19 protein-coding genes are annotated in these 21,034 nt (G+C 68.3%); 7 read left to right on the forward strand and 12 right to left on the reverse strand.

Annotation, left to right across the window (positions count from 1 at the left end):
* Window positions 1-6 precede the first annotated feature (6 nt).
* A complete protein-coding gene (locus NE2_RS30060) occupies window positions 7-627 on the forward strand; it encodes a TetR/AcrR family transcriptional regulator (RefSeq protein WP_063031564.1) in 621 nt (206 codons plus the stop codon).
* Between the two features lie 23 nt (window positions 628-650).
* On the opposite strand, the gene NE2_RS30065 is transcribed toward NE2_RS30060, so the two are convergent.
* The gene (locus NE2_RS30065) at window positions 651-986 is read right to left on the reverse strand and encodes a TfoX/Sxy family protein (protein WP_030515973.1); all 336 of its coding nucleotides are present in this window, start codon (window positions 984-986) and stop codon (window positions 651-653) included.
* A gap of 138 nt (window positions 987-1,124) precedes the next feature.
* Between NE2_RS30065 and NE2_RS30070 the strand changes: the two genes are divergently transcribed.
* The 3 genes from NE2_RS30070 (at window position 1,125) to NE2_RS30080 (ending at window position 4,241) form a co-directional block, all read left to right on the forward strand.
* A complete protein-coding gene (locus tag NE2_RS30070; RefSeq protein ID WP_084494426.1) occupies window positions 1,125-2,825 on the forward strand; it encodes a metallophosphoesterase family protein in 1,701 nt (566 codons plus the stop codon).
* Between the two features lie 101 nt (window positions 2,826-2,926).
* On the forward strand, window positions 2,927-3,814 hold the full coding sequence (locus tag NE2_RS30075) for a TIGR03619 family F420-dependent LLM class oxidoreductase (protein WP_063031593.1): 888 nt from the start codon (window positions 2,927-2,929) through the stop codon (window positions 3,812-3,814).
* Window positions 3,815-3,821: 7 nt separating this feature from the next.
* The gene (locus NE2_RS30080; RefSeq protein WP_063031566.1) at window positions 3,822-4,241 is read left to right on the forward strand and encodes a nuclear transport factor 2 family protein; all 420 of its coding nucleotides are present in this window, start codon (window positions 3,822-3,824) and stop codon (window positions 4,239-4,241) included.
* Between the two features lie 12 nt (window positions 4,242-4,253).
* On the opposite strand, the gene NE2_RS30085 is transcribed toward NE2_RS30080, so the two are convergent.
* The 3 genes from NE2_RS30085 to NE2_RS30095 all read right to left on the reverse strand — a co-directional run bounded on the left by NE2_RS30085 (window position 4,254) and on the right by NE2_RS30095 (window position 6,807).
* Complete coding sequence (locus NE2_RS30085) at window positions 4,254-5,237, reverse strand: alpha/beta hydrolase (RefSeq protein WP_063031568.1); 984 nt, start codon at window positions 5,235-5,237, stop codon at window positions 4,254-4,256.
* A gap of 188 nt (window positions 5,238-5,425) precedes the next feature.
* Window positions 5,426-5,872 (reverse strand): VOC family protein, encoded by a 447-nt coding sequence (locus tag NE2_RS30090; RefSeq protein ID WP_063031570.1) that lies wholly within the window; start codon window positions 5,870-5,872, stop codon window positions 5,426-5,428.
* Window positions 5,873-5,976: 104 nt separating this feature from the next.
* The gene (locus NE2_RS30095; RefSeq protein WP_063031572.1) at window positions 5,977-6,807 is read right to left on the reverse strand and encodes a helix-turn-helix domain-containing protein; all 831 of its coding nucleotides are present in this window, start codon (window positions 6,805-6,807) and stop codon (window positions 5,977-5,979) included.
* Between the two features lie 117 nt (window positions 6,808-6,924).
* Here NE2_RS30095 and NE2_RS30100 point away from each other — a divergent pair, with 117 nt between their 5' ends.
* Window positions 6,925-7,989 (forward strand): aldo/keto reductase, encoded by a 1,065-nt coding sequence (locus NE2_RS30100; protein WP_063031574.1) that lies wholly within the window; start codon window positions 6,925-6,927, stop codon window positions 7,987-7,989.
* 176 nt (window positions 7,990-8,165) lie between these two features.
* Here NE2_RS30100 and NE2_RS30105 read toward each other — a convergent pair whose 3' ends face one another.
* From NE2_RS30105 to NE2_RS30130, 6 genes are all read right to left on the reverse strand, one after another.
* Window positions 8,166-8,882: a sirohydrochlorin chelatase gene (locus NE2_RS30105; protein ID WP_063031576.1), complete on the reverse strand. Its 717-nt coding sequence runs from the start codon at window positions 8,880-8,882 to the stop codon at window positions 8,166-8,168.
* The gene (locus NE2_RS30110; RefSeq protein WP_233429919.1) at window positions 8,879-10,105 is read right to left on the reverse strand and encodes a uroporphyrinogen-III synthase; all 1,227 of its coding nucleotides are present in this window, start codon (window positions 10,103-10,105) and stop codon (window positions 8,879-8,881) included. The genes NE2_RS30105 and NE2_RS30110 overlap by 4 nt, the downstream gene beginning before the upstream one ends.
* Window positions 10,102-10,494 (reverse strand): nitrite reductase small subunit NirD, encoded by a 393-nt coding sequence (nirD, locus tag NE2_RS30115; protein WP_030515983.1) that lies wholly within the window; start codon window positions 10,492-10,494, stop codon window positions 10,102-10,104. Before nirD ends, NE2_RS30110 begins: the two co-directional genes overlap by 4 nt.
* Window positions 10,495-10,559: 65 nt before the next feature.
* On the reverse strand, window positions 10,560-13,187 hold the full coding sequence (nirB, locus tag NE2_RS30120) for a nitrite reductase large subunit NirB (protein ID WP_063031578.1): 2,628 nt from the start codon (window positions 13,185-13,187) through the stop codon (window positions 10,560-10,562).
* Between the two features lie 26 nt (window positions 13,188-13,213).
* Window positions 13,214-14,692, reverse strand: coding sequence for a nitrate/nitrite transporter (locus NE2_RS30125; RefSeq protein ID WP_227463199.1), 1,479 nt, complete (start codon window positions 14,690-14,692; stop codon window positions 13,214-13,216).
* 315 nt (window positions 14,693-15,007) lie between these two features.
* Window positions 15,008-16,255, reverse strand: a complete 1,248-nt coding sequence (locus tag NE2_RS30130; protein WP_233429920.1) for an MFS transporter — start codon at window positions 16,253-16,255, stop codon at window positions 15,008-15,010.
* Window positions 16,256-16,320: 65 nt separating this feature from the next.
* On the opposite strand from NE2_RS30130, the gene NE2_RS30135 reads away from it, so the two are divergent.
* Window positions 16,321-16,989, forward strand: a complete 669-nt coding sequence (locus NE2_RS30135; RefSeq protein WP_030515987.1) for a FadR/GntR family transcriptional regulator — start codon at window positions 16,321-16,323, stop codon at window positions 16,987-16,989.
* Between the two features lie 188 nt (window positions 16,990-17,177).
* Complete coding sequence (locus NE2_RS30140; RefSeq protein WP_063031580.1) at window positions 17,178-18,644, forward strand: MFS transporter; 1,467 nt, start codon at window positions 17,178-17,180, stop codon at window positions 18,642-18,644.
* Window positions 18,645-18,695: 51 nt separating this feature from the next.
* Here NE2_RS30140 and NE2_RS30145 read toward each other — a convergent pair whose 3' ends face one another.
* Both NE2_RS30145 and moeZ read right to left on the reverse strand, forming a co-directional pair.
* The gene (locus tag NE2_RS30145) at window positions 18,696-19,547 is read right to left on the reverse strand and encodes a TIGR02569 family protein (RefSeq protein WP_063031582.1); all 852 of its coding nucleotides are present in this window, start codon (window positions 19,545-19,547) and stop codon (window positions 18,696-18,698) included.
* A 245-nt stretch (window positions 19,548-19,792) separates the two neighbouring features.
* Complete coding sequence (gene moeZ, locus NE2_RS30150) at window positions 19,793-20,992, reverse strand: adenylyltransferase/sulfurtransferase MoeZ (RefSeq protein WP_062963480.1); 1,200 nt, start codon at window positions 20,990-20,992, stop codon at window positions 19,793-19,795.
* Window positions 20,993-21,034: the final 42 nt, after the last annotated feature.

Raw genomic sequence — 21,034 nt, forward strand, 5'->3', positions numbered from 1 at the left:
GACGTCATGCCTTCGGAATCGACCGCCCGGCGCGGGTCGCTGCGCGATGAGCAGAAGCGGGCGACGCGGATGCGCATCGTGGAGGAGGCACGGCAGTTGTTCGTGCGCGAGGGCTATCTGGGAGTGCGTGTCGACGACATCGCGGCCGCGGTCGGCTGCAGCCGCGCCACGTTCTATCTGCACTTCACCGGTAAGACCGAGGTGTTGCGGGCGATCGCCGAACAGGGCACGCTCGCCAGCGTCCAATTCTTCTACCGGGATCTGGATCGGGTCCTGGCCACCGGTTCCCGCGCGGAGTTCACCACGTGGATGCGCCGGGCCATCGAATGGTTCTTCGACAACAAGGATCTGCTCCCCGCGTGGGACGAGGCGACCGCGCTCGAACCGGAGTTCCGCGACCTCGCGCGCGAGGGCATCATGCAGCTCGCCGACGGGATGCCGGCCTATTTGGCGCGCTGGCCCGAGGCCCGCCGCGACGAAGCGCGCCTGCGCATCGAGCTACTGGTGGCGCAGCTGGAACGCTTCTTCACCCGGTGGGCGATGCAGGGCACGATCGAGGTCACCGCGGCCGCGGCCGCCGAAGTCCTCACCGATATCTGGTTCCCCGCCCTGCAGGCGCCCGAATAGCGCCGGCCGACAACATCTTCCGGCTATTTCGGCGGTAACGTCCGGGCATATCCGAGCCCACGGTCCAGCCAGGTGTGCAGCACCTCGTCGTCGTCGAGATACTCCGGCGCCACCCGCAGCCAGTTCCGCATCTCCCGTCCGCCCATCACCATCGGCGCGACCGCGGAGCCGTCGATGAGTTCCTCGGCCTGCGCGGGATCGACCCGGACCAGCAGTCCGCCCTGCCCGCTCGCCGCCACCGCCATATTGCCGCCGACCAAAAAGGCCAGCCCGCCGAACATGCGCTTTTCGACCGTCTCGGTCACGGCGGGCCCGAGCAGGTCCCGGATCCGCTCCGCCAACTCCTCGTCATAGGCCATACGGCATTCTCACACCGGGCACCGACAGGTTCGGCCGCGATGCCGCGGCGGCCCGTCCGAAGAATTCACCGAGAATTCGCGCCCGTGGGAATCCGCAGCGGTTGCTCCGGTCCGATGGTTGGACCAGCATCCAACCTCATGCGGAATCGCTTGAATCCAGCCGGTGACATCCTCGATACCGGAATCCCCGAGCAGTTGGCCGCCACCATGACGATGGCCGAACAGCACGAATGGCATCGGGGATATCTGCGGCGGCATGCGGTGTCGCGGCGGAACTTCCTGCGCGGTTCGGCCGCGGCCGCCGCGGTGGCCGCCGTCGGCACCTCACCGTTCGCGGGGCGGGCCTATGCCGATCAGGCGCAGCTCGCGGTGGGCGGCCGCCATGTCGGCTACGGCCCCGACGCCGCCAGCCAGTTGCGCTTCGCCGCGCAGCTGTCGCGTAATCCCAGCGGCACCAAGGTCTTCCTCGATCACGGCCCGACCCCGGCGCTCGGCGCGAGCGTCGAGGCGGAGGTGCGCGATCTGGTGACCCAGATCCCCACGAGCGACAGCGGCGTCCTCGCCGCCGAACAGTTCTACGTGCACGCGCCGGTCGACGGCCTGCCCGGACGGCTGCCACACTTCTACCGGTGGCGCACCTCCGACGGATTCGTCGGTGACATCCGTGCCGCGTCGACCGCCATGCCGAGCGTGCGCAATGCGGTACTGCCCTTCCGGTTCACCATGATGGGCGATCAGGGCACCGACGACACGCCCGCCCAGCCGGCGGGCGTCGCTCCCGGCGACTACGACGACAAGTACTACAAGCCCGACAACGACCCCGCGGTCCCGCACGCGGACAACGTGATGCGTCAGATCGTGGCCTGCCAACCGGATTTCCATGTGCTGGCGGGTGATATCGCCTACGCCGACCCGTCGGGCGCGGGGAAGAAGCCGCGGTACGTCGCCGCCGGCGACAAACTGCCCGACGGATTCGACAAGTTCAATCCGTACGTGTGGGACGTGTATTTCGGCGCCATCGAATCCAGCGCCTCGACCACGCCGTGGATGTTCGCCACCGGCAACCACGACATGGAGGCCGCCTACGGCACCCACGGATACGGCGGACACCTCGCCCGGCTGGACCTGCCGGGCAACGGGCCCGCGGGCTGCCCGTCGGCGTACTCGTTCACCTACGGCAATGTGGCGGTGCTGTCGCTGGACGCCAACGACGTCTCCTACGAGATCAAGGCCAACACCGGTTACTCGGGTGGCGCCCAGACCAGTTGGGTGGAACGAACCCTCGCGGAGTACCGCGCGAATCCGAATATCGACTTCATCGTCTGCTTCTTCCACCACTGCGCCTACTCGACCACCGACTCCCATGCCAGCGACGGTGGCCTGCGTGATGCCTGGTGCGCGCTGTTCGACCGCTACCAGGTCGACTTGGTGCTCCAGGGGCACAACCACATCTTCGAGCGCACCGACCCGATCCGCGGCGGCCGCCCGACCAAGGCGGCGGGCGACAATTCGATCGTCTACCCGGACGCGGACGGCACCGTCTACTACACGGTGGGCGGCGGCGGACGTCCCCGCTACGGCTTCCAGCCCGGCTCACCGGAGACCTACCGGGGCCACGAGGTGCCCGACACCACGGTGCCCAACAGCTACGTGTGGACGCCGGCGGGCAGCAAACAGGACGAGGCCGCGCCCTGGTCGCGGGTGCGGTTCCGCAACTACTCGTTCATCCGGGTCGACGTGCGCCCGGGATTCTTCGCCAGCGAGATGGACGTGGTGGCCGTCGACGAGTACGGCCGCGAATTCGACAAGGTGACCTATCGCCGGCAGGTGGGACGCTGAACGGGGGGCGGGTCAACCCGCCGGCCCGCTGAGTCGTCGCGGACGGCCGCTGACCGGGCCGCCGGCCCCCCATCCGGCGGCCGGCGGCCACCATGGCGGTCATGCGTTTCCATTTCGCCGAGGCCGGCGGGGACCCCGCGCACTGGGTCGACCTCGCGCGGGCCGCGGAACAGGCCGGCTTCACCGGCGTCTGCCTGGCGGACAGCCTGGCCTATCCGCGCGACGGTGACCCGCGCTACCCCTATACCGCCGACGGGCGACGAGAGTTTCTGCGCGGCAAGCCCTTTGCCGAACCGATGATCGCCGCCACCGCGATCGCCACGGCCACAACCACGCTGCGCGTCACACCGTTCGTGCTGAAACTGCCGGTGCGCCCGCCCGTGCTGGTGGCCAAACAGGCCGCGACGCTGGCGGTGCTGAGCGGCAACCGCCTCTCGCTGGGAGTCGGAATCAGCCCGTGGCCACAGGATTTCGCCATGATGGGCGTGCCGTTCGAGCGGCGCGGCGCACGACTGGACGAAGGTATCGATATCGTGCGCGGCTTGTGCGGCGGCGGTGAATTCGCCTATCACGGCCAGGTGTACGACCTACCCGCCGTGGAGATCAATCCGGTTCCCACCACGTCGATTCCGATCCTCGTCGGCGGGCACAGCGAGGCCGCGCTGCGACGCGCGGTGCGTCGCGGCGACGGGTGGATGCACGCGGGCGGGACACCCGAGGAACTGGCCACGCTCCTGCGCCGCCTCGCCGAATTGCGTTCGGAATACGAAGCATCCGAATCGGCGCGGACCTCCGAATTCCAGGTTCACGTGGTAGCGCGCGACCCCTTCGACACCGCGGGCATCGCGGATCTGGCCGCCTCGGGCGTCACCGATGTGATCGTCGGATTCCGCAGCGTCCACGACGGCGCGCCGGATACCCGGGGTCTCGCCGAGAAGGTCGACGCGATCACCCGCTACGGCGAGACTGTCGTCGCCGCCTGCCGATAGGAGAGATATGGCCGACCATCCGGCTCGCGCGGCGGGACTGGCGTCCCAGCACGCCGTCCGCACCAAGGATCGCGCCACCTGGCTGAATCTGTTCGCCTCGGACGCGGTGGTGGAGGACCCGATCGGCCGATCGCCGTACGATCCCGCCGGGAACGGTCACCGCGGCCGCGATGCGATCGCCGCGTTCTGGGATACCGCCATCGCCGAGAGCGATATCGCGTTCCGGATGCGCGACTCCTACGCCTGCGGCGCCGAGGTAGCTTTCGTCGGCACCATCACCAGCGTGCGCCTGGACGTCACGGTCGAGGTCGACGGGGTGTTCACCTACCGGGTGGACGCCGACGGCCGCATCGCCGCTCTGCGCGCGTATTGGGAACACGACCGGGCTCGCCGCACCACATCCGATCCCGTGGAGACGGCCGGCTGACCGGAATCCGGCCTACACTCCCAGCGCCGGGGCGAAGACCGACCACGAGTCGTGCAGATCGTCCTGCCAGTACACCCACGCGTGGGTGCCGTTGCGGTGCACGACGGTCGCCGGAATGCCCAGGGCGGCAAGGCGACCGGTGAGCTGCCCGGTGCAGGAGTCGACGACGCTCTCCATCACGCCGCCGACCGCGACCCGGTTGGCCAGCGCGCCCGCGTTGCCGCCGATCGAGGGATCGGCGAGGGTGTCGTGCACGCCGGGCACCCCGTTGCCCGAGGAGATGTAGAGGGCCGTTCCGCGCAACCGATCGGCGTTCACCACCGGATCGTGAGCGGCCCAGTCCGGATCACCGGGTATCCCCCACATATTGCCGGCATTCGCCCCGAAGACTCCGAGCTGCGAATACACGTACGCCTGCGGAATCGGGCCGTTGGTCAGCGGACATCCGCTGTAGGCGCCGACCGCCTGGTACACGCCGGGCGCCCCGATGGCCAGATCGAGTGCCGAGGTCGCCGACATCGAGGTGCCCGCGACGGCATTGCGGCCCGTCATCTGGAACCGTGAGTTCAGCAGCGGCGGCAGCTCCCGGGTCAGGAACGTCGTCCATTCGTTGCGGCCCAGCACCGGATCGTCGGACTTCCAGTCGGTGTAGTAGCTGGCGCGCCCACCCATGGGGACGATCACGTTCACCGGTTTGTCGGCGAAGAATTGCGCGACGTCGGTGCGGTTGGTCCACGGCCCGCCGTCCTCACCGCCGTCGACGGCGTTGAGCAGATACAGCGCCGGCGCCGCGAAATCCGGATGCGACATCCACACGGTGATCTGCTTGTTCATCGCCGGGGAATAGACCACCACCGAATATTGGCGACCGCCCAGCGGATGGACGTCGACGATGGCGGGCGCGCCGGGATCCGCCGAGGCGACCGCGGGCACAATCGCGGCAATCGAGGCGAACGCGGCGAACAGGACAGCAAAACAGCGCGGGAGCCGGTGCATACGCGGAGTATTCCACCGTGTCGCGGTCTCCGCAGCACACTCGGCAGGTGTGTTCGCCGGAAGCCTCTGCCCGCACGCGGCGACCTTCGCGGTTCCGGCACCCGCGGTCCGCATCCGCCGGGCTATCTTCGCGCGCGGCCGCTCGCCACCGCTGGGAAGGGTCCCGGCGGTGACGTGCGCGGAGCCGGTCAGCCGGCGGCGACGGCGTCCCGGATCGCGGCGATATCGATCTTCGACATGGTCTGCAGCGCGGCGCCGGCCGCCGCCGCGTGCTCGCCACCCATCAACGCCGGCAGTTCGGCCGGCACGACCTGCCACGACAGGCCGTAGCGATCGGTCAGCCAGCCGCACGGCCCCGGCTTGCCACCCACGGTCAGAGCCGCCCACAGCCGGTCCACCTCGTCCTGCCCGTCGACCACCAACTGAATGGACGCCGCATCGGTGAAGGGGTGGCCGGGTCCGCCGTTCATCAGCGTGAGCGCGTGTCCGGCCAGGTCGACCTGCACGATGAAGGCCGATCCGTCGGGGTTGCGAGTGATGCCGGTGATGCGGGCGCCGGGGATGTGCTCGGTGTAGAACCGGGCGGCTTCCTCGGCGGCAGTGTCGAACCAGAGGAAGGTGCTGATGTCGGTCATGATCGCTCCTGGGGTGTGTGTCCAACTCGCTGTCACCCCTGGTCGAGGCCGATCCCGCACATTCGACACAGTTCGCGAATCTTCCCGGACTTTTTTCGCCGGTCCTACTCGGCGGCGAGCCGATCCAGCGCCGCCTGACTCGATTCGTCGGCGGCGCGGTAGATGATCAGCCGCTGATCGGGATCCTGCAGCGGCATCAGCGCTTCGTAGGCGACGGTGACCGCACCCACCCGAGGGTGGTGCATCGTCTTGCGGCCCCGGCCCTGCACCCGCACATCTCTGCGCTCCCACAGTTCGGCGAATTCGGCACTGCCCCTCCGGAATTCGTCGATGAGGTCGGCCAGGACGCGATCGTCCGGGTGGGCGGCCCAGGCGGCGCGCAGCCCCGCGATGCCCTCGCGCACGGTTCGTTCGCGGTCGGCGTAGAAATTGCCCATCCCCGGATAGAGCAGGCACAGCCACATGGAGTTGCGATGCCGGGGCGGCAGCGTGTCGAAATCGAGTAGCAGCCGCGACATCTGGCGGTTCCAGGCCAGGATGTCGTAGCGGTGGTTGAGCACCATCGCCGGGAGCGGCGCCAGATCCGCGACCAGCCGGGCCAGCTCCGGTGAGGCCGTGGTCGCAGGCTTGCCGTCGTCCGGTGGCCGCTGCCTGGCCAGATCGAACAGGTACATGCGTTCGTCGGGAGCCAGGCGCAGGGCCTGCGCGAGCGCGTCGAGCACCTCCGGCGAGGGCCGCAGTCCGCGCCCCTGTTCCAGCCGCACGATGTAGTCGGTGCTCACACCGGCCAGATCGGCGACCTCCTCCCGGCGCAGGCCCGGGGTGCGGCGGGAACGGCGGCGCAGCGGCAGGCCGAAATCACTCGGATCCAGTCGTTCGCGCCGGGTGCGCAGAAAGGCCCCCAGTTCCTGTGTCGCTACCACGGTGCCGGTCATCGCTGTCGATCCTACGACGAGGCTGGTACCGGCGATCCCAGGAAAAACCTTCCCTTACCGCGCCCGTCCCGGCCGCGCAGACTTGCCGTCGAGATCGAATCCACACAGGAGGAAGATATGGCGCTCACTCTCGACACCTATCGGCTGCTCGGCCGGTCCGGGCTGCGGGTCTCCCCGCTCGCGCTGGGCACCATGACCTTCGGGGCCGACTGGGGCTGGGGCGCCGAGCGCGACGAGGCGCGCAAACTGTTCGACGACTACGTCTCGCGCGGCGGCAATTTCATCGATACCGCGAGCGTCTACACCAACGGCAGTTCCGAGCGGCTGCTCGGCGAATTCACGCGCGACAATCGCGAAAGCCTGGTCCTGGCAACGAAATACACCATGCTGCGGCGGCCCGGTGACCCGAACTCCGGTGGCAACAACCGCAAGTCGATGTTCGCCTCGGTCGAGGCCAGCCTGCGCAATCTGAACACCGACTACATCGATCTGCTGTACCTGCACGCCTGGGACTTCACCACGCCGGTCGAGGAGGTGCTGCGCGGGATGGACGACTTGGTCCGGCAGGGCAAGGTGCTCTACGTCGCAATCTCCGACACCCCGGCCTGGCAGGTGGCCCGCATGCAGACCATCGCCGACCTGCGCGGCTGGTCTCCGCTGGTGGCGCTGCAGGTGGAATACAGCCTGATCGAACGCACCGTGGAACACGACCTGTTCCCGATGGCGCGGGAACTGGGGCTCGGGGTGATTCCGTGGTCGCCGCTCGGCAGCGGTGTGCTGACCGGCAAGTACAGCGCGGCCGATCTGGACACCTCGGCGGCGGGATCGCCGGAGGGCAGCCGCAAGAACGTCGCGCTGGCCAACGGTTCGCTGACCGCGCGGGGCCTGGCGATCGCCGAAGTGGTGAAGGAGGTCGCGGCGGAACTGGACCGGACGCCGGCGCAGACCGCACTGGCGTGGACGCTGCGGAATCCGGCGGTGACCGCCCCCATCATCGGCGCCCGCACCCCCGCGCAGCTCAGCGACAACCTGGGCGCGCTGGATGTGGAATTCGATGCGGCACACCTGGCTCGACTGGACGCGGCCAGTGCCGTCGAACCCGGATTCCCGCACAATATGCTCGCCCGCGAGATGACCAACACGGTGATCAACGGCGACCTGACGGTCGTCCCGCGCGCCTGACTCGTACGCCGTGACCACTGCGACCGGTCACCACACCGGCCACAGTGGTCACTCGGGCGGTCCGTCGAGTACGAGGCGGACCCACCAGCGACAGCCTTTCTCCGAGGACTCGGACTCCGGCATGCACTCGAGCATGCGCCGACGTCCGATCGGACAGGAATCGGGCGGTCGACGAATCAGGCCGCGGTGGTGAGGAATTCGGCCGCCGCGGCGCGGTATCGGCCGACCAGCAGGCGCACCACCGCTGGATGCGCACCCAGCGGTTCGGCGACTCCGTCGGCACCCGCCTCGTGCAAGCGTTGCTGGAACAGTCCTTGTGCCAAGAGGTACGAGCCGACGAACACCCGCCGCGCGCCGGATTCTCGCAGCGCGGCAACGACTTCCGGCACCCGTGGCTCACCGGTGGCGATATGGGCCGTGCGAACCGCGACGCCCAGCTCCTCCGCCAGCATGGCCGTCGCCCGCCGCACATCGTGGCGCGCACGCGCGTCGGAGGATCCGGCCGCCGCGAAGACCACCGCATCGCCGGGACGCATCCCGGCCTCGTGCAACCGCATCCGCATCACCCGGGCCAGCATCGGGTCCGGGCCCATCGCGGGGGTCACCACCACATCCGGATGTCCGCTGTCGCGCACCTCGCGTGGGACATCCTGGTAGACGTGGTATCCGGAGGCGAGGAAGGCCGGAACCACCACGGCCGGAACACCGTTCAGCTCGCGCAGCACCTCGGCGGGTGTGGGGCCGAGCACGTCGACGAAGGCGGTCCGTACCGGCACGTCGGCACCGGCACGCCCCAGTTCCACACGCATCGCGTCGGCCACCGCGGCGATCATCCGCACCCCTGTGGCACTGCGGGTGCCGTGCGCCACCAGCACCAGCGCGGGGGCGCTCACCAGACCCCCGCCATGGGCGTGGGTCGCTGCGGACGCAGCGACGGGGCGTACCCCACCGGCGGGCGGTTGTTGTTGTCGACGCATTCGGCGGGGTCGAGGGCGAGCCGGTAACCCCGCTTCACCACCGTCTGAATCGCCTTCGGTGTACCGAGACCCGCACGCAGTCGCGCGATTCCGGTCTCCACCGCATGGGTGTCGTCACCGCCGCCGGGCAGCGCCGCCAGCAGATCCTCCCGCGACACCACCCGGCCGGGCTGGCGGGCCAGTGCCCGCATCAACGCCATCGGCGCGGGAGCGAGCTGGCGCACCGAACCGTCGACCACGACACAGCCGCCGCGCACGCTCAATTCGTGCCCGGCGGCGTGAATTCGATTGGCGCGCCGGGGAAGTTCCTCGGCGACATGGCGGGCCAGCGCCCCGAGCCGCGCCCGGCCCGGCATGGACGTCGGCACCCCGAGTTCCTCGAGCGGCGCGGCGGTGATCGGGCCGACACACGCCGGCAGCACCCGGGAACGCATCGCCTGCAGGACGCCCTCGAGCAGCCCGGTTTCCTTGGCTCGCATCAACATCGAGGCCACCGCGGGCGCGCTGGTGAACGTGACGCAATCCAGTGCCGAGGTGACCACACCCTCGATCAGGCGGTCCATCGGCACGCGGTCGTCCGGTGGCACCCAGCGGTACACCGGCACCGGCACGACATCGGCTCCGGCGCAACGCAGTACTTCACAGAAGTCGGGTACCGGTTCCCATTCGGTGGTCGCACCGTGCAACTGCACCGCGATGCGCACTCCCTCGACACCCGCCGCCAGCAGGTGATCGAGCACCTCGGCCGACGATTCGGAGGCCGGCGACCATTCCTCGCGCAATTCGGCGGCGCGGATCGCTCCCTTGGCCTTGGGACCACGGGCCAGCATCCGCGTGGAAGCCAATGTCTCCCGGAGGTTTTCGGCCAGACCCCAGCCTTCGGCCGCCTCCATCCAGCCGCGGAAACCGATGCCCGTGGTGGCGACGGCGATCTGCGGCGGATCGGCGACCAACTGCCGGGTGACCCGCTCCAGCTCGGTGTCGTCGGACAGCGGGATGATGCGAATCGCCGGGGCGGACACGATATTCGCGCCTCGGCGACTCAACAGCGTGGCCAGTTCGTCGGCCCGGCGGGCGGCCGTCACACCGATGGTGAAGCCGTCCAGGGGTTTCAATTCGGTGGGTCGCGCTTCGCTCACGGCGTACCGCCGTACTGCACCGGTTCGTTGGACACCGCGACGACCCCGTCGACGACGCGCACGCCGTAGACGGGCAGTGCGACCGAGTCGTCCTCGAGGCAATGGCCGTCCAGCAGGGAGAACGCCTGCTTCAGCAGCGGCGACGCGACGACCGGCACACCGGCGCGGTCACCGACGATGCCGCGCGACATGACTGCCGCCCGCCCGAACGGATCGATATTGCCGACGGCATACAGCGTGCCGTCGGGCAGCAGGAAGAGCGCGGCCTGCCGTCCGCCTCTCAGTAGCACCGCCACGCCGCGGCCGGGGATCAGATAATCGAGCCGGCAGGCCGAGGTCCAGCCGGTGGTGGTTGCCGGTGCGAAGCCCGGTGTGTCGATAACGGTCATCGGTAATCTCCTCCGAACGCCTTACCTAATAGGTACCGGTGTCCTGTTTCCGCACGATTACGTGGCTATTTCCCGGGCGTGGCAGTTGCGGCCGGCATGGCGGGAAGTTCGGGCATACCGTGTCCATCGCGGCCCGCCCGGTGCCCTCCGTGGTTACGCGGGCTGCCGCCTCCGGGCACGTCGGGCAGGCCGAGCAGAACCGGCGTCTTGCGCTCCCCGCTCTCGTCGAAGGCGATTGTCGGATCGGCCTCCTCGGGCGCGTTGACGAAGGTGACGAAGCGCGAGAGCTTCGCGGGATCCTCCAGTACCGCGGCCCATTCGTCCTTGTAGCCGGCCACGTGGCGGGCCATGCTCTCCTCCAGTTCGGCGGCGATGCCGAGGGAGTCCTCGCACACGACCTGCTTCACGTGTTCGATGCCGCCCTCGAGTGACTCCTGCCACGGCGCGGTGCGCTGCAGCCGGTCGGCGGTGCGGATGTAGAACATCAGATAGCGGTCGATGTAGCGGATCAACGTCTCGTCGTCGAGGTCGCCGGCCAGCAGCACCGCGTGCTTGGGAGTCAGGCCGCCGTTGCCGCCGACATAGAGGTTCCAGCCGTTCTCGGTGGCGATGACGCCGACATCCTTACCGCGCGCCTCGGCGCATTCGCGGGCACAGCCCGAGACCGCCAGCTTCAGCTTGTGCGGCGAGCGCAGCCCGCGGTAGCGCTTCTCCAGCAGCACCGCCATGCCGACCGAATCCTGCTGGCCGTAGCGGCACCAGGTGGAACCCACGCAGCTCTTCACAGTGCGCAACGATTTGCCGTAGGCGTGGCCGGATTCCATCCCCTTGTCGACCAGTCGCTGCCAGATCTGCGGCAACTGCTCGACCCGCGCGCCGAACAGGTCGATGCGCTGACCGCCGGTGACCTTGACGTAGAGGCCGAAATCCTTGGCGATCTGCCCGATTTCGATCAGCTGCTCGGGCGTCACCTCACCGCCGGGCATCCGCGGCACCACCGAATAGGTGCCGTTCTTCTGCAGGTTGGCCAGGAAGTGGTCGTTGGTGTCCTGCAGCGCGGACTGTTCGCCGTCGAGGATGTGGTCGCTCGAGGTGGAGGCCAGGATGGAGGCGACGGTCGGCTTGCAGATATCGCAGCCGATTCCGGTGCCGTGCTTGGCGATCAGTTCCGAGAAGGTGCGGATGCCGGTCACCTGCACGATCTGGAACAGTTCGGACCGTGACGGGGTGAAGTGCTCGCACAGCGCCTTCGACATCTCCACGCCGGACTGCTCGAGCAACTTCTTGATCATGGGAACGCAACCGCCGCAGGAGGTTCCGGCGGAGGTGCAGCTCTTGACGCCGGCGATATCGCAGGCGCCTTCGTGAATAGCTCCGACGATGGCCCCTTTGGACACGTTGTTGCAGGAGCAGATCTGCGCCTCGTCGGGCAGTGCGTCCGCGCCCAGTTCGGCGCCCGCGGGCGAGATGAGCGCGGCCGGTTCGGCGGGCAGTTCGCTGCCGACCAGCGGGCGCAGCGCCGCGTACTGCGAGGCGTCGCCGACCAGGATGCCGCCCAGCAGCGTCTTGGCGTCGTCGGAGATCACCAGCTTGGCGTAGGTGCCCTTGGCTGCGTCGTGCAGCACCACCGACAGCGCGCCCTCGGTAGTGGCGTGGGCGTCACCGAAGCTGGCCACGTCCACACCGAGCAGCTTCAGCTTGGTCGACAGATCGGCGCCCGGGAATTCGCCCGCGCCGCCGAGCAGCCGGTCAGCGACGATCTCGGCGGTGGTGTAACCGGGAGCGACCAGGCCGTAGCAGGTGCCCTCCACGGCCGCGACCTCGCCGACGGCGTAGATGTTGGGGTCGGAGGTGAGCATGCCGAGGTCGGTGAGCGCACCACCGCGCGGCCCGATCTCGAGTCCGGCATCGCGGGCGATCTGATCGCGCGGGCGCACACCGGCGGAGAACACCACCAGCGAGGCGTCGATCACCGAGTCGTCGGACAGCGAAACCCGCAGGCCCGCGCCGTCTTCGGCGGGTTCGATGGCCGAGGTGCCGACCCCCGTGTGCACGTGCAGGCCCAGATCGGTGACCAGCTTCTCGAGGATCGCGCCGCCACCCTCGTCGACCTGCACCGGCATCAGCCGCGGCGCGAACTCGACGACGTGCGGCGTCATTCCCATGAGCCGCAGGGCATTCGCCGCCTCCAGACCGAGGAGGCCACCGCCGACGACGACACCGACCGCACCGGGGCCCGCGTTCTGCGCCGCGGCGCGGATGCCGTCGAGGTCCTCGAGGGTGCGGTAGACGAAACATTCGGGGCGGTCGTGGCCCGGTACCGGCGGCACGAAGGCATACGATCCGGTCGCGAGAACCAGTGCGTCGTAACCGATCACGTCACCGGAGGAGGTGGTCACCTTGCGGGCGGCGCGGTCGATCTCGTCGGCGCGCACGCCGAGACGCAGATCCACCAGCACGTCGCCGGCGTATTCGTTGCCGGGCAGGGCGAGCGCGCTCTTCTCCCAGGCGCCGACGTAGGACGACAGGCCGACGCGATCGTAGGCGGCCTGCGACTCCTCGCTCAGCACCACGATCTGCCAGCGCCCGGCCTCGTCGCGGGAGCGCAGCGCCTCCACGAACCGGTGCCCGACCATGCCGTGGCCGACGACCACCACGGTCTTGCGCTGCGTGGGTTCGACTGTCGTGTTCATGACTGTCCTCCGATGCTTTCCGATGGTCAGGCGCGAGCCGAGGTGGTGGACTGGGTGGTATCGGTTTCCGGCGACCGTTCGGCCTCGAGCACCAGGGCCTCCGCCTCGGCGACGACACCGGAACCGCTTCGCGGCGAACGCATTCCGGGCCGACGCAGGAAGACCGACCAGACGACGGTCGCGCAGACGACGTAGAAGCCCAGGAACACCCAGAACGCGGTGGTGGCGGAATTGGTGGAGGCGTAGGAGGAGCGCAGCACCAGGTTGATGGCCACCCCACCCAGGGCGCCGATCGCGCCGACGAAGCCGATCAGCGCGCCCGAGGTGTTGCGCGACCAGGCGGCCTGCTCCGCGGGGCTCACCGGGAGGCTCTTGGACTTCGCGTCGAACACCGACGGGATGATCTTGGTGACCGACCCGTTGCCGATTCCCGAGAGCACGAACAGGGCGATGAATCCGCAGACCAGGGCGACCATGGTCGCCCCCGAGGCCACGCCGCCGTTGTGGTCGGCGGCCACACTGGACACCGCGACCACGACCGCCGCGACCATCATTCCGGCGAACCCGGCCAGCGTGACGCGGCTGCCGCCGAAGCGGTCGGCCATCTTGCCGCCGTAGGGGCGGGCCAGCGAACCCAGCAGCGGGCCGATGAAGGCGATCTGCGCGGCGTGCAGACTCGCCTGGGCGGCCGAATCACCCCCGGCCTTGAAGCCGATCTGCAGAATCTGGCCGAAGGCGAAGCTGAAGCCGATGAACGAGCCGAAGGTCCCGATGTACAGGAAGGCGATCGCCCAGGACTGCGGAACCTTCAGCGACTCCAGCATGTAGCCCAGGTCGGCCTTCTGATTGCGCAGATTGTCCATATAGAGCGCGGCGCCGAGTCCGGCGATCGCGATGAACGCCAGGTACACCAGGCAGACGACCGACGCGTACGAATTGCCGAGCGTGGCGATCACCAGCAGGCCGATCAACTGGATCACCGGGACGCCGATATTGCCGCCACCGGCGTTCATGCCCAGCGCCCAGCCCTTGAGCCGCTGCGGGTAGAAGGCGTTGATATTGGTCATCGAGGAGGCGAAGTTGCCACCGCCCAGGCCGGCGAACGCCGCCACCACCATGAACGTGGTGTAGGACGTGCCCGGCTGGTTGATGAAGTACAGCGTCAGCAGCGTCGGGACCAGCAGCATCAGCGCGCTGAAGATCGTCCAGTTGCGGCCACCGAAGCGCGCGGTGGCGACGGTGTAGGGAATGCGCAGAATGCCGCCGACCAGCGTCGGCATGGCGACGAGGAAGAACTTTCCGGCGGCGTCGATGCCGAACTTGTCCGTCGGCATGAACAGCACCATCACCGACCAGATCGACCACACCGAGAATCCGACATGTTCGGCGACGACCGACCAGATCAGATTGCGACGGGCGATGTTCTTGCCGCCGGCCTCCCAGGCCGCGACATCCTCGGCATCCCACTGCTCGATGTCGTGGTTACGCGTCAGCGTGCTCAACAGGGCCTCCTGAAATCCGGTTGGCCCCAAGGTAGGAAACGGGTATTGCCGCGATGCTGCGCCACATGACGCGCAAATCAACGGTTGCTCACGCATTCGGCGATTTCCCGGTGAGAACCGGGGCATTGTTTCGCCCATATGACACAACGGTTTCCGTGCGTCACAAAGTACCGACGCTCACACACGGACTCGGTGAGGTCGATGCCGGCGAGTGGCCCGGGCCACAATAGTCGGGCGTCGGCTCACATCATGGACACAAGCTCACCGCGGCGCAACCCGAGCGGTGAAATTGCCGAAAGGTCGCGGCCCCGACGCCGATCAGTGCCAGGTGTCCTCGAGCATGCGCGGCTTGCACGCCTGCCAGGCGCCGGCCACGAGCACCAGGACGGCAACCGCCAGCAGCGCGAAGGGCGCGCCCCATCCGCCGACCGCACTGTGCAGCACACCGAACAGCAGCGGACCCACACACGCGACGGTGTAGCCGATGCCCTGGGTGAATCCGGACAGCGCCGCCGAACCGGCCTGGGTGCGGGTCCGCAGATTGATCAGCGTGAGCGCCATCGGGAAGGTGCTCGGTCCCATGCCCAGCAGCAGCACCCAGAGCCAGGGCGCGCCCATCGGGGCGACGAGCAGTCCGGCGAAGGCGGCGAAAAACGCGATGGCGCAGACGATCACGACCGGAAACGGATTGCGGATACGGGCGGTGAAGGAGGGCGCGGTCAGCGCGGCCGCCAAACCGATGAAGGAGAAGAAGGCGACCATCGTGCCGCCGTAGGCCGCGTCGGCGCCCGCATCGGCGAGAATCTTGGGCAGCCAGGTGAACATGGAATAGGTGATCAACGAGGTCATACCGAACATCGCGGCCATCCCCCACGCCAGCGGCGAACGCCGGATGTTCCCGGCGCGCGCGGGCTGTTCGCCCGGCACCTCGGCGAGCGCGGTGGTGTCCACGCGATCGCGGCCGCGCCGCTCGCGCAGCACACCCAGCCACGGCACCGCGGCCGCGAAACCGAGTAGCGCCCACAACCCGAGCGAGACCCGCCAGCCGGCCGCGTCCGCGACCGGGACCGCGATCAGCGCCGGCACCACGGTGCCGATCTGCACCATCGTGATGTACACCGAGCTCAGCACCGCCAGCCGATCGGCGAAATAGCGCTTGACCAGCGGCGGAATCACGACATTGCCGATGCCCATACCGGCCAGCGCCAGCGCGGACAGACTCAGCAACTCCCAGGTGTCGGGCACCAGCGCCCGGGTGAGCTGCCCGGCCCCGGCCATGCACATGGCGACCAGCGCGGTGCGTTCCAGACCCAGCCGGCGCACGAAGATCGGGGTGATCAATCCGGCCAGCGCGAACATGGCGGTCGGGATCATGCCGAAGACACCGACGATGGCCGTGGAATAGCCGATATCGGCGCCGATCCGCTCGGCGAGCGGGGTGAAGGCGGTGACCGCCACACGCAGCGTGAGCGCCGAGACGACGATCGCGACCAGGACGAGAATCCGGCCCTCGGCCAGGCCGCGGCGCCGGATGTCGGTAGTCGACTGCAGATTGGTGACGGTCACCGAGAAATCATAGGATGATTGGATGAAAGCGAGCAACAAATGTGAGGAGGGGTACTCTGTTGGCCGTGCAACCAGTCCGGCGCACCAGCCTCATCGCTCAGGTCACCGAACAGCTGCGCGCTGAAATCCGTTCGGGGCGTTGGCCGATCGGCTCTCGCATCCCGACCGAGCCGGAACTCACCGAATTGACCGGCACCGGCCGCAATACCGTGCGCGAAGCGGTGCAGGCGCTCGTGCACGCCGGCATGCTCGAACGCAGGCAGGGTTCGGGCACCTACGTCATCGCCGCGTCCGATCTGGGCGGCACCCTCACCAAATACTTCGCCGACGCCGTGGAACGCGACGTCCTGGAACTGCGTCAGGCCCTCGACGTACAGGCTGCCCGGCTGGCCGCACAGCGCCGCGACGACAACGACGTGCAGACCCTGCTGCGCTTGCTCGACCGGCGCAGCCAGGTCTGGGATACCGACAGCACCGCGGCGGTCGACGCGGACGTGGCCCTGCACCGCGCCATCGTCGCGGCCAGCCACAACACCGTCTACCTCGAGTTCTACGATTCGCTGCTGCCGGTGATCGAGGACGTGATCCGTTCCCGCACAACCAAATACGGCAACCAGTATCACGACGAACACGCCGAGCTGGTCCACGCCGTGATCGACGGCGACTCCGATCGGGCCGCTCGCGCCGCCAACTGCTTCCTCGGCTCGCTCATCGCCGAATACCCCGAACGGTGACGGATTCCGCGGCAGGTAAACGATTCGTCACCATGGTGCCGGTCGCGGGGTGAGCGAGTGTTGCTGCGAACGTCACGGAGCGTGAATCGGACGTAATTTCGCCTTCCTACCGTGGATGCGACCGCCGGACCCGCACCTCAGGGTCCCCGAGATGAGGGCGGTCACACCCCTTCGAGAGGAACGCGCCGATGACTACCACCGACGCCGCGATATCGGCCACCGCCGCTCCCGACTTCCACTATCAGGCCCGCGGCCGCTGGCTCGATCACTGGGAGCCCGACAACGAAACCTTCTGGGAGAACGGCGGAAAACGCACCGCCCGTAAGAATCTCGCCTTCTCGGTCTTCTCCGAGAATCTCGGATTCAGCATCTGGGTGCTGTGGGCCAGCGTGGTCACCGCCATGGGTTCGGCGGGCTTTCATTATCTGAGCGGCCCCGACGCCGTCGCCAATTCGCTACTGCTCACCTCCACCCCCACACTCGTCGGCGCCGCGTTGCGCGTGCCCTACACCTTCGCCATCCCGAAATTCGGTGGCCGCGCGTTCACCGTGTTCAGCGCGGGGATGTTGCTGCTGCCGACGCTGGGCCTGGTCTATTTCGTCAATCAGCCCGGCACGCCGTTCTGGGTGTTCATGGTGCTGGCCGCGCTCGCGGGCGTGGGTGGCGGCAATTTCTCCTCGTCGATGGCGAATATCAATTTCTTCTATCCCGAGGGGAAGAAGGGCGCCGCGCTCGGAATCAACGCCGCGGGCGGCAATATGGGCGTCGCGCAGACCCAGCTGCTGGTGCCGCTGATCATCACCCTCGGCACCCATCTCACGGCCAAGGATCCGGCCGGTTACCGGTTCGGCATCACCCTCGCGGTGCTGGTGTGGATTCCGTTCGTCCTCGTCGCCATGTTCGGCGCGCTGCGGTACATGGATTCGATCACCGGCGCGAAATCCGACGGCAGCTCCTATCGGCTGGCCCTGACCAATCGGCACACCTGGATCATGGCGGTGCTCTACATCGGCACCTTCGGATCGTTCATCGGCTTCTCGTTCGCCTTCCCCACCCTGCTCAAATCCACCTTCCCCGACCTGGCGAAGATCGGCTGGATGTCCACGATCGGCAATCTCGCCTTCCTCGGCGCGTTCGTCGGATCGCTGAGCCGGCCCTTCGGCGGCTGGATCGCGGACCGGTTCACCGGCGCCCGGATCACGGTCTACGTCTTCGCCGGTATGGCCGGCGCCACCGCGCTGATCGTGGCCGCGCTCTCGGTGAAGAACTTCCCGCTGTATCTGATCTCGTTCCTGCTGCTGTTCGTGCTGTCGGGCATCGGCAACGGCTCCACCTACCGCATGATCCCCTCGATCTTCGGCGCCGAGGCCAAGCGCCGCGCCGCCGAACACGGCCAGGACCCGGCGACCGCCCTGGCCGCGGCCAAGCGGCAGGCGGGTGCGGCGATCGGTGTGGTCGGCGCGGTGGGCGCGGCCGGCGGGTGGGTGCTGCAGCAGGCGCTGCGGGAATCCAACATCCACTTCGGCGGGATGGCACCGGCCTTCTGGGCCTACGCCGTCGCCTTCCTGATGATGGGCGGGCTCACCTGGTGGTTCTATCTGCGCTCGTCGTTCGCCGTCGGGCGGGTGCCGTCACTGGCCCACGCGGGCATCTAAGACCCTCGCACAGACTGCGGGCTCGCCGGTCGCATCCGATCGGCGGGCCCGCTAGAGCATCAAGCGGATCATGTCGGCGGTATGCGCCAGACCGGGAAACGCCTCCGCCGTCGACCGCGGATGCAGCGCGTGCACCGCGAGCCGGAACATGACCGCGCGCAACAACATCTGCGGCCACTCCGGCAGATCCGACCATCGCTCGAGCAGACCCGGATCCGCACCGCCCCAGGAGAGCGCGTCGACCACGATCACCCCGGCCGCCCAGGACGCGGGCCGCCAGTAGGGGGCGATGTCGGTGAGCCCCGGCGCCTGGCCGTTCGCGAACAACACCGTGCCGAACAGATCGCCGTGCACCAGCTGCGACGGGATCTGCACCGGTTTGCGCAGCGTCGCCAGCTGCGCCAGCATATCGATGCTGTGGCGGCCGTCCGGCGTGGTCACCGGCAGCATGCCGCCGGCTTTCAGGCTGCGCAGCGGCACCGACTCCCACGCGGCCCGGTCCGCGGCGACGAACACGTCGACATCGACCCACGGCGCGATCGGCTGCTGGACCAGGAAGCGCGGGCGCTCCAGCCGCGCGGTGGCGTGGTGCAGGCGTAGTGACACCGACACCACCTCGTCGTGGCGCGGTTCCGGGGTGCCGTCCATATAGGTATCGGCACGCCAGCCGGACACCACGTAGCGACCGTCGGTGGCGCGCACCGGCCGCGCCAGCCGCACCCCGTCCACCTGCAGTGTTTCCCGGACCTTCGCCGACCACGCTGCCCGGGCGTGGTCGGCCACCGGGCTGAGCACGACCTCTCCGCACCGCCACCCACCGTCCCAGTCGCCCAGCGCGACCGGGGACACTTCGCGCAGCCCGAAGGTGGCCCGCACATACTCCGGAGGTTCGACAGATGTCACGGCCGTACCGTAACCCCGGCGACTTGTCCACTCGAGACAACGCGCTGAGCCGCCTCCCCGGAACTTTTACTGTGCCGCCACCCCGGGCCTCTGCGTACCGGTAAGTGCCACGCGAGTACCAGCCCGGTCCCAGGTAGGGAGCCGAAAAGGCCTTGGGCGTACCCGGCGAGTTACCCATGTTCTCGCGAAATCAGTGGGCCTGTCCCGTAGCGGAGCTACGGGACAACATCGACGAAACGTCCGGGTCAGTAGACAGGCAGGCTCGGGTCGACCTGGTTGGCCCAGGCGACGATTCCGCCCTGGAGGTGGGTCGCGTCGGAGAATCCGGCGCGCTTCAAAGCAGCCAGTGCCTCCGCTGAGCGGATGCCGGTCTTGCAGTGCAGCACGATCGGTGTGTTCTGCGGAAGTTCGGCAAGCGCCTCGCCGGACAGGATGCGGTCCTTGGGGATCAGGGTCGCGCCGTCGATGCGGACGATGTCCCACTCCACCGGTTCGCGAACGTCGATGATGGCGACGTCCTTGCCCGCGTCGAGCATGTCCTTCAGCTCGCGCGCGGTCACCGTGGAACCCACCGCAGCGGCCTGGCCCTCCTCGGAGACCACACCGCAGAACGCCTCGTAGTCGATGAGTTCGGTGATGGGCTGACGCTCGGGATCGCGCCGCAGCTTGATGGTGCGGTAGTTCATATCCAGTGCGTCGTAGACCATCAGCCGGCCGAGCAGGGTCTCGCCGATGCCGGTGATCAGTTTGATGGCCTCGGTGACCATGATCGAACCGATCGACGCGCACAGCACACCCAGCACACCGCCCTCGGCGCAGGACGGGACCATGCCCGGCGGCGGCGCCTCGGGGTACAGGTCGCGGTAGTTGATGCCGCGCTTCTCACCGTTCGGGCCGTCGGGGGCGTCCTCCCAGAACACCGACACCTGGCCCTCGAACCGATAGATCGACCCCCACACGTACGGCTTACCGGCCAGCACGGCGGCGTCGTTGACCAGATAGCGGGTGGCGAAGTTGTCGGTGCCGTCGACGATCAGGTCGTACTGCGCGAACAGGTCGACCGCGTTCTCCGGCTCCAGGCGGATCTTGTGCAGCACCACCTCGACGCCGGAATTGATCTCCAGAATCGAATCGCGCGCACTGTCGGCCTTGCTGCGACCGATATCGGATTCGCCGTGGATGATCTGCCGCTGCAGATTCGACGCGTCCACCTCGTCGAACTCCACGATGCCGAGCGTGCCGACACCGGCGGCGGCCAGATACAGCAGCGCCGGTGAGCCCAGACCACCCGCACCGATCACCAGCACCTTGGCATTCTTCAGGCGTTTCTGCCCGTCCATCCCGACATCGGGAATGATCAGATGCCGGCTGTAGCGGGCGACCTCATCCCTGGTCAGCTCCGCGGCCGGTTCGACCAGTGGCGGCAGGGACTGTGGTGATGACACGTCGCAGACTCCTCGAATCGAATTCGCCGTTAGGGCTGATCG

It is taken from the genome of Nocardia elegans NBRC 108235, from assembly GCF_001612845.1.
Taxonomy (GTDB): domain Bacteria; phylum Actinomycetota; class Actinomycetes; order Mycobacteriales; family Mycobacteriaceae; genus Nocardia; species Nocardia nova.